Below are 10533 nucleotides of genomic sequence, written 5' to 3'. Positions count from 1 at the left end.
GTGGCCATATCCGCTGGCTCAAACAAGGAAAAATAACGATGAAAAAGAGCTTATTACTATTATTTTCAATAATTCTTACAGGCTGTTTAGGCATGCCGGAGAACGTGCAGCCTGTCGAGAACTTTGATGTTCAGCAGTATATGGGAAAATGGTATGAGGTAGCGCGATTAGACCACAGCTTTGAGAGAGGGCTGAGCGAAGTTACTGCGGAATACAGCATTCAAAATAATGGAAAAGTGACGGTGATAAATCGTGGGTATTCTGCTTCGGAGAGTGAATGGAAACAAGCAGAAGGCAAAGCGTATTTTGTTAATACAAGTGACCAAGGTTACTTAAAAGTCTCCTTTTTTGGTCCTTTCTATGGCTCATATGTGGTGTTTGAACTCGGTGAAAATTATCAATATGCCTTCGTATCTGGTCCTGACAACGACTACTTGTGGTTGTTATCTCGAACTCCAGAGATTGATGAGGGAATAAAAGAGAAATTTACATCCATGTCTAATGCCCGAGGTTTTGATACAAAAAATCTTATCTGGGTCTCTCACAATCAATAGCGATATAGAGTGATGGCCGATGTGAGCGATACCATCGGCCTACTTGTTAGAACGAACAACAGACAAGACCAATCAATTGCTCCAGTTCGCCTTAATTTGTATTCATCAAAGTAAAGATCTAACGTTTAACCACTTAATTTATTACTGCATATTATTATTTCTTTACTTGGCTAAGCTCCTGTAAAAGGTTATTCCCAACGTCAGCAAAAATCAGCGTGAAACAGATCATGACAAAAGCAATAATCAACAGTTCTTTTAATTTTGAATCTTTTTGACGGGACGAACTTTTAGCCATACGTCTTTCCTCCAAGTATTAATAAGTTTTATAAAGGACTCTATTGGGTGGAGAGGACAAAGATACCGACACCATGGTCGATGGATGAGCGTGGATACGACCAAAACCAGTCCAAGTAAGAAAAACTGAGGAATATTACCTTCAAAACTAAACAAGGTTCCGAATACTTCGTAGCTTGATATTCCCGGATTGCGGTATATTAGGGCGATAACAATAGCCGTTAACGCAACTGCGCGTTGCAGCCATTTCAATTGGGATTGAAAACGACGGATAGGGTGGGCTTTTGCTCCCCCAATTTTCCCCATGCATTCTTGAACTGCGCCAAATGGACAGATCCATTCGCAATAGGCGTTTTTATCTAGCACTGTTAATGAGAATACGATCCCAAATATCAGAATGTACCAATAAAGGTGTGTGTGCCAGTCGGGCCAAAAACCTAGTAACATTTTGTTAAAAAGAGAAATGGTCATAGGGTTGGTATAGATGAAGCCAAGAACGACCATCCCGGTTAACATACTGAACCAACGCAGTTTCTTTGTGTGTGTCCCAGATATTTTTCGTCCAAGGGTACCAAGTAAAAACAGTGCAACCAGTGTTATTTCTGGCACACCAAATTCCACCTTGGCCGGTGCTCGTGGAGCAACGGCGATATTCAGTTCAGTTTTAGCAATACGCTGGCTTGCGTTTAAAACAGCATTTGCAATCCCTTGAGAAGTGTACGTAGCACCACTTACACCATCGACATCAACGTCTAAATTAAAGGCATCATTGTAACTTTTACCCATTAAGCGCAAAATCAGTCCGTTTTTGTCTACTTTATAGAAAAAGCTTGGTGTTTCTAGGTGACGAACAACAATAATGTTGGTTATTAGGCCTTCTATATCGGTGGCAACGGCCATTCGAATAGGCCCTCCATAACCGCTTGCGACACCAATAGAAATGTATCCAATCAGCTGCTCTTTATTATAGGCGGCATAGTTTCCATTGGTCGAGGGTTCGATCCGTTCTGCTTCGGGTATTGCTTGATGAAGATAGGGGCCAATGTCTGTATTTTCTCGATAACTTCCAATGAACCAAGCGACCATGATCAACAAAATAGACGCAACTGCAATGGCTCTGTCTTTGAATTTCTTGTTACTAGATCTTGGTTTTCTTTTCTTGTTAGGTTTAGCCTTTTGGAGATTCTGACATCCTTGGCATCCTGCTGGACGACTGGATTCTTCTTGCTTTTCTTTATTAAATTTAAGTTCAAATGCCATAGGTTTTCAACACAGTTTTAATGGTGACAACGACAATTTAACGGATTCTCCCAAGCGCGATAGCGCAAGGAAGAGCCCGTAGTCATTATGTTTAGGAGCTTAAGTTTGAAGATACCCTTCTAAGGAATGAGCGTGTAACGCTTAGGGTTATAATAACGACCGGTAGTCCCACAAAAACAATCGTGAGCCAAGCGGCACGTGATTCTCCCTCATTGAAGGATGCAATAACGGTTTGCGCCATTAACACAACGGTGATAAAGATGAATACCGTTGCAAATAGTTCGTACCATTTTAATTTAGCACTTTGTACCTTGAGATAGGCGTGAAGGTAAGCTGCTCCGCCACCAAGAATGAAGCCTACCACTACGTAGTAAAGCCAATCATAGTTAACTAACCGCATGTTATTCTCCTTACCTTATGAGCGTGACTTATCTAGTCCGAATAGAGGAATATCCATAGGATCGACATCCCAAGGCGATGTACTTCCGGATGGTTCGTTACCATAGCCAAACACATCATCTAGCTTTCTAATGGTATTGTTGAGTCCGGGTGTTTTAGCTATGGACATGCGAACTAAGTCATGCACGACTGCTTCATCAAATTTGGTAAACGGACAGACAGCCTGACAGCGGCTACAATCGGGATCTTCACCAAGCATATAGGAATAGCATTTTTTAGCATCTTGGTACCAACCCTTGTAACCTTTGGCTTGCCAAGGTTTTTCTCCCCCACCACGGCTCATCTGCAGTTGGTATCGCACCAGACGGGCACATTTCTGCACATTTTTTACAGGTTTTACAAAACTCTAGAATACCGGCATCGATAGGCTTGGTTTCTGCTAATGGCATATCAGTCACCGTTAGATGTACCGTTCGAATATTGGTACCCCACTGAGGGCTAACTAAAATTCCGGCACGACCATATTCACCCATTCCTGACATGATGCCAAAGCCAACACTACGGCCGATAGCTGCAGTACCGCCTCCGTAGAACTGGTAGCCAAGACCACGTAAGAAAACATTGATACGGTTAGAGTATATGTTGGCTCGTGAATAGGCCGCGGTATTGGCGGCAGCCCAACTCATGCGATCAGTGTGCTGTGCCATCCATAGACTTTGAGGAATTACCGCACATACAACCCAGAGGTCTTTGTCTGGTAAAACAAAAGTACCATCTTTGGGATCGTATCCTCGCTCAACATTTTCGAACCGAAGGTTGCCATAGAGAAGTTTTTTGGTTCTTTCGTCAAGTTTAACAAACCCCATATCCGCAGCACCGAGAACGCGCCCAGCGACTCGCAGCATGCGCGAGTTTTCTTCTGGGGTCCCTTTGTGGGCAGGGACACCGAAATCTTTCGGTGTATAAAACATGGTAGGGTGTTCCCAGTCAGGGTTCGCCTGCACATCGGGACCAGTCCACGATGGTTGCAGCGCCGTATTGGTTCCCCAACCCCAGCAATTCGCGTCTGCAAGAGCACGATCTCGAAGGGAATATCCTGGTTCATTGTTTCTTACCTTTTCCGTGGTTGAAGCAATGTTATTGTCTCGAATATCCATCCAGTCTTGAGGGTTTTCCCAACTCATTGGATTAAATAGGGTTTTATGTGGTCCAGGAAATACTTCCATATTATCCCAGTCAATTTCTATAGTGGGTTCATCGACCTCTTTTACCCACCAAGGGAGATTACGCTCTGCGTAGGGCGAATCCATCATCTCATCCAAATCCGCAAAAGCTTTTGTTGCTCCACCAAGCGTAGCCGCGCCGGCCGCCCCCATTCCCAACATCTTCATAAAATCCCGCCGACCCACTGTCGAATGGTATTTAGTCATAAATATATTCCCTTTCATTTTTTGGATTATTTGGACGATTAAAATTGGCCTATTAACCCACGTTTTATTATCTACTGGGGTGAATAGCGCTTCTCATAGGTCTCTAAATTGCAAGTGTCATACCATTATTATTAATAGGGTTTTTATGAGGTAGGTCTCGGTTATTGGGCCGATTTACTGATTAAATTCCGAAAATAGGAATTTCATTTCTGAAAATAAGAATTTGTTTGGAGCGCCATGAAAGTCGAAGAATTATTTCTTAACAGTTTACTCAGTCAATCCAATAAGGATGCGTCGGTGCACTTCATGCAACAGCGAGTGCTTATTTTAGATGCACTTGCACTTGGCTTATTGCGAAAAGAGTTAATTGATACTCTCGGTTATCACAAAGCCCGAAAAATCTTGACTCGGTTTGGTTTTGCCCACGGTTGGCGTACCGCGAAAATGATTGAAGAAGATTTTCCAGAAGTATTGTTTGATGGCCATGGTGGAGAGCACTTGCATCGTCTGTTTGGGTTGGTCAATACCACCAATAGGGTGGAAAGAAACGAAGAGGGTGGAGGGTTACTCATCCGGACAAAAATGGAGAATTCCTATGAGGCAGAGCAGCACCTTAATCTATTAGGCACCGCTGAAGAAGGGAGTTGCTGGACCTTAACGGGTTTCGCTAGTGGTTATGAAACCTATAAACGGGGCCGGGAAATGTTCTTTATCGAAACCAAATGCATTTCTAAAGGCGATCCTTATTGCCAAATGGAGGGCCGTTTTAAAGAGTGTTGGGACCACCGCCTTGACGATCATTTACCTTATTTTGAGATGGAAAGCATTAGTAAAACTCTCAAAGAGCAAGAACAGCAGATTCAACTATTAGAACAGCGTTTAGCGGCTCACAGCAAAGAACGGGAAATGCTTGAGAACCCCATCGATCCTATTCAAGGCTTTATTGCTCGTAGCCCTTTAATGATCAAGCTTATTAGCATTGCCAGAAGAGCGGCTCAAGTTGACTCCACTGTATTAGTGAGTGGTGGTAGTGGCGTTGGTAAAGAACACATTAGTCGTTACGTACACCAAGTCTCTTCTCGGGCTGACGGGCCGTTTATCCCGGTTAACTGTGGGGCTTTAAGCGAAAGTTTGCTCGAAGCCGAATTATTTGGCCACGCTAAAGGTGCTTTTACTGGGGCGGACAGGGCTCGTATGGGCTTATTCGAAGAAGCTAATGGTGGCACCATATTTCTAGATGAGATAGGTGAAACCAGTGCAAATATGCAGGTTAAATTACTGAGAGTTCTGCAAGAAAAAGAGATAAAACGTATTGGCGAAAATATAACCCGAAAGTTAGATGTCCGAATTATTGTCGCTACCAATCGCAATCTTAGTGAAGAGGTTCAAAAAGGAACGTTTAGACAAGATCTTTTTTATCGATTGCGGGTAATAGAGTTAACGATTCCAAATCTCGACCAACGCCGCGAAGATATCCTGCCCATCGCCAATCTGTTTTTGTACAAATTTAGTGTCAGTATGCACCGTAACGTCATTGGTCTATCTCGGGCAGCAGTTAAGCGCCTGATGGATCATAGCTGGCCGGGTAATGTTCGTGAGTTGGCTAATGCTATGGAGTACGCCGTCGCACTCTGTAGTGGAGAATGGGTAGAAGAAGATGATTTACCACCAGAGTTAATCACAAGTGACGAGCCACAGCTTGGCTTCAATCCATTAATGCCAATGGAAGCGGTTGAAAAAAAGCACATTTTAGCGGTTCTGGATTACCATCACGGAGACAAACGGGCCACTGCAGAAAGCCTAGGTATGGTACTGTCAACTTTGTATCGTAAGTTATCGCTCTATCGAATTTAGTGATGTTGTACCGTTACTCAAAGCCAGTTAACTTAAGCTGTTGGTGTAATGATGTTGAATTGTATTGCCTCGATAACATAAATAAGTCTGAAGTTGTTGTACAGAACTTAAACATGGGGTTAAAAATTATGACTAATATCAAAACTATCATTAAATGACGAAATGTATCCGTGTTGTGGCTAGATGTATCTTTAGGCAAGGATCGATTAGGTTATCCTATAAGTTGGTCGTATATGTATTAGTCAGAGATAAGTAGTGATTATGATAAGTAATATTCAATTCGACAATGATAGTTATCTACTCGGTATTACAGCAGATTCGATGAAGGATCTTGTCTCTCGCAGGGGAACTTCAGAGCTTACAAAACCGCATAGGGTAGAATTTTATGCGTTAATTTTGGTTACTGAAGGTAATGGTTATCACTATATAGATAACAAGTTATACCATTGCCGACCTGGTACGCTACTCGTTTTAAGCCCACTCCAGATACATTATTTTGATTCTCTTTTTCAGTGGGAAGGCTACGTTATTTCATTCCAAGACTCTGAGGTGTTTTCAGTTGATAATCTCTCGGCTAACTATGCAATTACCAAAGCTATCCGAAGCGTCGATATCATGGATGATTTGCTAGATTTGGTTGGAAGGGAATTTAACATGCTTTATGAAGAGTGCCATGCCCGTCAGGATCTAGTGAGTGGTAGTCTACAAAGAAATTTGCTGCAAAGTATTCTATATAAGATATTTTTTAGAAACAGTTATCGCAAACAAGAAATTTGCCGTAGTAAGGAGTTTTCTTGTTTTCAAGTGTTTAGTGATGAAGTAGAGAAGAATTATAGTCTTAGACATAATGTGAGTGACTATACCGATGACTTGAGGGTTTCTGTTAAGCGACTTAATACTGTTTGCAAAAAAGTTAAAGGAATGTCGGCCAAACAAGTTATTGATGCGCGGCTAATATTGGAAGCGAAGCGACTGATTGGTTACACCTCAACCCCTATCTCTGAGATTGCTTATAGTTTAGGCTTTAATGAACCGACCAACTTGGCGAAGTTTTTTAAAAGGCATACCGATATCTCTCCAACAGAATTTAGGAACATGTCGAAATTTTTCTCAGATAAAAAATAACTTCTTTGCGGTTTCAATTGTATTTTTGGCGCAAAGTGACCTATATCAAATTCTACCTGTTGTTTATATTACTCCTACACAACACAGGAGCTAGAATTATGAAACTTTCAACAGTTGCTATGGCAGTAACCTCTATAGCGGTAGGTAATTATGCTGTAGCCAACGAAAATCAAAACCCAGTTGAAGCGGCATTAAGCGCAGAAGGTGCTCAAGTAACCCTACCCGTAGAGGCTGCAAAACAACCATTCTCAAATGAATTTGTCGATGCGGCTCGCGCTGGGTTCAATAACTTTCATTGGCAGATGGGTGGTGACCACTCGTTTTACTACAATATGCACATGAGTGAATTCATGCCTACAGCAGTAGCTTCACCAAGTGAAAACTACAAACCCCTTGTTAAAAATATCCAACCCGAACTTGCTAAATTAAAAGTACAAACGGAAAGCAAGGGCGAAATGACAATGGAAGATTACCTAGCAGATCCGCAGTTTCGTACTCAAGGATTTATGCTCATTCACGAAGGTAAAATCGTATATGAAGCCTATCCAGGGTTGATGATATTTACAGTGCAGTAGAGAAATGCTTAATTAGCTCTAGTAACTATGACTTCAGGCTATCAATAGCCAAGAAGTTTTATGGATATTCTGATGAAAATAAAAAGGAAATGTATACAGTTATTGTTGAGTCTATAAAAAATGACATTCAAGTTTTAAAAAGTCTAGTGATGACATTGTAAAATACGCACATAAAATAAAAGGGTCAGCTAGCATGATTGGCAACAGTAAGATGGTGACTATTGCTAGTAATCTTCAAGATGAGCGAGATTCAGATAAAACGGTACTTTTAAAGAACGTTTTGATAAACGAATTGCATAAAACATTGGATGTTGTTAATGGTCTTCTAATGGAGATTGTTTATGAAGAGTAAAACCTTGATATCCAACAGAGTAAACGAATAATGCAAAGAAAAGGCTTTTTACTTCTGGATCAATATGGACATTTAATTGACCAATTAGCACTCCCATCAATAATGTACCAGCAACACTAGCAAAAGCAAAACGGCCAATAGTAATTTTGCCCACTAGATAACCCAATGACAAAGTAATAAATAGAGCAATGTAAGGTAAAATATTTAATAAGTGCTGAATGGTATTCATGTGGGTTTCGCTTATCAATTTTATTGATTTGGTCTGATAAATATTTGAAAAATAAGTAAATCCTGTTCGGTTTTATCTAATATTATTGTCGAAATTAGTTTTTAATAAAAAGTTAATCGATATTCGAATATTATAAAGTATGTCCATAGTAAGAGAAAAACCAACTACGCCATACTCTCATTTGAAGGGTTAAATCCTCACTTCAGTACCGTGTGGCACATCTGTGTCTTGTCGAGGTTGTTTTGTTATTTCTGTTGAGCCCGACTATAACGTTGCTATTGACGGTGAAATGCCCATTAATGTTGTGGTCACACCGAAAGCAAAAAATATCGTTCAAGTGGGTGCTGGTGTTGTATCAGATATTGGTTTAAGAGCTTCGCTCCGTTGGCTTTTGATGAAACACTTCACTTTGGCACTAAAACATCGGGTGTGTTTGGCATGCAGCAAGTTCAATTTCGTATCGCAAAAACACCATTAATGTTGGGTGTAAAACAGATCTTAGCAAAAACGTCGGTTGAATATGAAACGGGTATTAGTATTCCTCTCGTAGACATCGCGCTTGATCCATATTTAAATAAGTATCTTGGAAAAGATTCGATAACTTCTGGCCTTGGACTCTTGGCAGAATATGATACTCGAAATAACATGTTTTACCCAAGTAACGGCTATTTTGTTAGTGCTGAATACATGGTGTACGACGAAAAAATTGGCAGTGATTCGAATTACCAAAACTTGAATATTGACGCGGAAGTTTATATCCCCGTAGCGGATAAATGGACACTTGCTTTTGCTGGTAATTATCAAAATTTTAACACTGAAGACACCTATGTTTCTCCAACGTCACGTCCTTATGTCGGACTTCGCGGTGTTTCTTCATATCGCTATCAAGGTGATGAAGTGGGTACCGTACAATCTCAGGTGACGTATGCAATCGACAATCGTTGGAAGGTCTCTGCGTTCTATGGGATCGGAGTAACGAAAGACGAAAGCAGTATAAGCAATGACGAAACTGTGGATGCATATGGCGTAGGGTTTCGTTATCAGATAGCTCGTCGATATGGATTATTCTTAGGGGCAGACGTTGCATTTAGTGATGACGATAACGCGATTTACTTTTCAGTGGGTAGCGGCTTTTAGTTACTCTAGAAGCACTAACCGCTTAAGATTTATCCTCATCGGTTTCCGATGAGGATGTTTGGTTATTCTATCGTTTGACGTAGTTGAATTGTCGCTATTTAGTGGGATTATGGTTTAGTAGGGCTAAAGCTTCGGTAGAAAAATGAGTAAACCATAATCTGACCTGCAACGATGGAACAAAACATCAATAGTGCAGACATGGCGATATTAGGAATGGGCAAAATTGCAGTGGCAAAAAATGATTCACTGGCTCCTACAATAATCCTACTACCGGGAACTAAAATAATAATGCCTTGGATAATGTAAACTAGAGGTGGGATTTGGCGTATTTTTCCTGCGGCAAGACCATATAAAGTAATCAGTATTGTACTAATCCAAGTGCCAACAACCCAATCAGAGGTAAACCAGTGCGGCCCCCACATACCAATTGCGGTGGCTGGTAAGCCAATAATAATATCTTTCATACTGGCGTTAAATACAATACCGATAGCCACGGATATACCAATGAGCGCCAGTATATGCAAAAACAACGGAATTTCGTTAACAAACTCTACCGCTGCTGTATTGTGAGTGATTAAGCTAGATAAACTGAGCCCCAATACGATACCGATGAATATCTTGATGACGACAAGTGTGCTCTGTGCGAGCAATTCAATGCCGGACCGGAAGTCGTTAAGCGCTAAACTACCTAGTGCATTGGTTACAGTTAGCCCGGGGATAAAAAGCACAATAGATGAGATACACAATGCTAAAGTAGGTAATTCAGGGTATTGAGCTGCTAATATTCCAACAAAAAAACTAGCGATAAGAGCAACAAAAAACTCCACCAAAAGCGCTTTTTCTCCTTGGAGTGTCACTTGTGCAAGCCATGCAATCAAACCTAAAATCACTGAAATACCTACAGCAAAATAGGTGCTCCCTACTAACATTAAATAGCAGGGAGGCAGCAAGACATTAGCTAAACATAACATCCGATTTGAGTACTTTTCTGCCGGTTTGAATGTCGCTTTTGTTGAAAAAGCGTCTAATGTCGCGACTAAATTTCGCAGGTTAACAGAAGGTGGTTTTTTGGTCTCAATAACCACGTTTTGAACGGGTTTCTGAAAAACGGTGATGACTTTAGTCGGTGTTACGTCGATAGAAATATCCACATTACGATTTTGAGCATACAACTTGGTATATTCTGAGACAGAATATGGAGCACAACCAGACTGGTGCAATCTATCTGAAAACCCAAGTATTTCTTCATGGGTTTGTTCTATGTCTCTATTACTCATCGTTTTTAATTTCTCGTTTGGTATTTCATGCTGTATTAGACAGAATT

At 41.0% G+C, this 10533-nt stretch carries 10 protein-coding genes and 3 pseudogenes; 7 read left to right on the top strand and 6 right to left on the bottom strand.

The window, feature by feature from the left end:
- The first annotated feature begins 38 nt into the window (after positions 1-38).
- Positions 39-554, top strand: coding sequence for a lipocalin family protein (locus PGX00_RS16630; RefSeq protein WP_272138645.1), 516 nt, complete (start codon positions 39-41; stop codon positions 552-554).
- A 255-nt stretch (positions 555-809) separates the two neighbouring features.
- On the opposite strand, the gene PGX00_RS16625 is transcribed toward PGX00_RS16630, so the two are convergent.
- From PGX00_RS16625 to PGX00_RS16610, 4 genes are all read right to left on the bottom strand, one after another.
- Positions 810-2108: an FMN-binding protein gene (locus PGX00_RS16625; RefSeq protein ID WP_272138643.1), complete on the bottom strand. Its 1299-nt coding sequence runs from the start codon at positions 2106-2108 to the stop codon at positions 810-812.
- A gap of 91 nt (positions 2109-2199) precedes the next feature.
- Positions 2200-2508 carry a hypothetical protein gene (locus PGX00_RS16620; RefSeq protein WP_272138641.1) on the bottom strand — a complete coding sequence of 103 codons (309 nt, stop codon included), beginning with the start codon at positions 2506-2508 and terminating at the stop codon, positions 2200-2202.
- A 15-nt stretch (positions 2509-2523) separates the two neighbouring features.
- Entirely contained in the window at positions 2524-2766 is a 243-nt protein-coding gene (locus PGX00_RS16615; protein WP_272138639.1) for a hypothetical protein, read from the bottom strand.
- 16 nt (positions 2767-2782) lie between these two features.
- The gene (locus PGX00_RS16610; RefSeq protein WP_272138636.1) at positions 2783-3937 is read right to left on the bottom strand and encodes a reductive dehalogenase; all 1155 of its coding nucleotides are present in this window, start codon (positions 3935-3937) and stop codon (positions 2783-2785) included.
- 237 nt (positions 3938-4174) lie between these two features.
- On the opposite strand from PGX00_RS16610, the gene PGX00_RS16605 reads away from it, so the two are divergent.
- The 4 genes and pseudogenes from PGX00_RS16605 (at position 4175) to PGX00_RS22985 (ending at position 7843) form a co-directional block, all read left to right on the top strand.
- Positions 4175-5791, top strand: a complete 1617-nt coding sequence (locus PGX00_RS16605) for a sigma-54-dependent Fis family transcriptional regulator (RefSeq protein WP_272138634.1) — start codon at positions 4175-4177, stop codon at positions 5789-5791.
- Positions 5792-6052: 261 nt separating this feature from the next.
- Positions 6053-6916, top strand: a complete 864-nt coding sequence (locus PGX00_RS16600) for an AraC family transcriptional regulator (RefSeq protein WP_272138632.1) — start codon at positions 6053-6055, stop codon at positions 6914-6916.
- 98 nt (positions 6917-7014) lie between these two features.
- Positions 7015-7470, top strand: a pseudogene (locus PGX00_RS16595) (serine hydrolase domain-containing protein); the annotation flags it as partial.
- A 175-nt stretch (positions 7471-7645) separates the two neighbouring features.
- Positions 7646-7843, top strand: coding sequence for an Hpt domain-containing protein (locus tag PGX00_RS22985; protein WP_407702411.1), 198 nt, complete (start codon positions 7646-7648; stop codon positions 7841-7843).
- A 1-nt stretch (position 7844) separates the two neighbouring features.
- On the opposite strand, the pseudogene PGX00_RS16590 reads toward PGX00_RS22985, so the two are convergent.
- A pseudogene (locus PGX00_RS16590) lies at positions 7845-8072 on the bottom strand (aspartate-alanine antiporter-like transporter); the annotation flags it as partial.
- Between the two features lie 223 nt (positions 8073-8295).
- Between PGX00_RS16590 and PGX00_RS16585 the strand changes: the two are divergent.
- Both PGX00_RS16585 and PGX00_RS16580 read left to right on the top strand, forming a co-directional pair.
- Positions 8296-8550, top strand: a complete 255-nt coding sequence (locus tag PGX00_RS16585; RefSeq protein WP_272138630.1) for a hypothetical protein — start codon at positions 8296-8298, stop codon at positions 8548-8550.
- Positions 8475-9209: pseudogene (locus PGX00_RS16580) on the top strand (BamA/TamA family outer membrane protein); the annotation flags it as partial. The gene PGX00_RS16585 and the pseudogene PGX00_RS16580, both read left to right, overlap by 76 nt.
- Before the next feature lie 107 nt (positions 9210-9316).
- On the opposite strand, the gene PGX00_RS16575 reads toward PGX00_RS16580, so the two are convergent.
- Entirely contained in the window at positions 9317-10486 is a 1170-nt protein-coding gene (locus PGX00_RS16575) for a threonine/serine exporter family protein (protein WP_272138628.1), read from the bottom strand.
- Positions 10487-10533: the final 47 nt, after the last annotated feature.

The sequence above is a fragment of the Vibrio algarum genome (assembly GCF_028204155.1).
Taxonomy (GTDB): domain Bacteria; phylum Pseudomonadota; class Gammaproteobacteria; order Enterobacterales; family Vibrionaceae; genus Vibrio; species Vibrio algarum.
Note: the sequence above shows the minus strand (reverse complement) of the source record. Positions and strands in the feature narration are given on the sequence as shown.

What these genes read in the sequence shown, in the direction of transcription:
- PGX00_RS16630 (WP_272138645.1), top strand. Translation starts at nt 39, where the DNA reads ATGAAAAAGAGCTTATTACTATTATTTTCAATAATTCTTACAGGCTGT.
- PGX00_RS16600 (WP_272138632.1), top strand. Translation starts at nt 6,053, where the DNA reads ATGATAAGTAATATTCAATTCGACAATGATAGTTATCTACTCGGTATT.
- PGX00_RS16615 (WP_272138639.1), bottom strand. Translation starts at nt 2,766, where the DNA reads ATGCTTGGTGAAGATCCCGATTGTAGCCGCTGTCAGGCTGTCTGTCCG.
- PGX00_RS16620 (WP_272138641.1), bottom strand. Translation starts at nt 2,508, where the DNA reads ATGCGGTTAGTTAACTATGATTGGCTTTACTACGTAGTGGTAGGCTTC.
- PGX00_RS16575 (WP_272138628.1), bottom strand. Translation starts at nt 10,486, where the DNA reads ATGAGTAATAGAGACATAGAACAAACCCATGAAGAAATACTTGGGTTT.
- PGX00_RS16610 (WP_272138636.1), bottom strand. Translation starts at nt 3,937, where the DNA reads ATGACTAAATACCATTCGACAGTGGGTCGGCGGGATTTTATGAAGATG.
- PGX00_RS16625 (WP_272138643.1), bottom strand. Translation starts at nt 2,108, where the DNA reads ATGGCATTTGAACTTAAATTTAATAAAGAAAAGCAAGAAGAATCCAGT.
- PGX00_RS16605 (WP_272138634.1), top strand. Translation starts at nt 4,175, where the DNA reads ATGAAAGTCGAAGAATTATTTCTTAACAGTTTACTCAGTCAATCCAAT.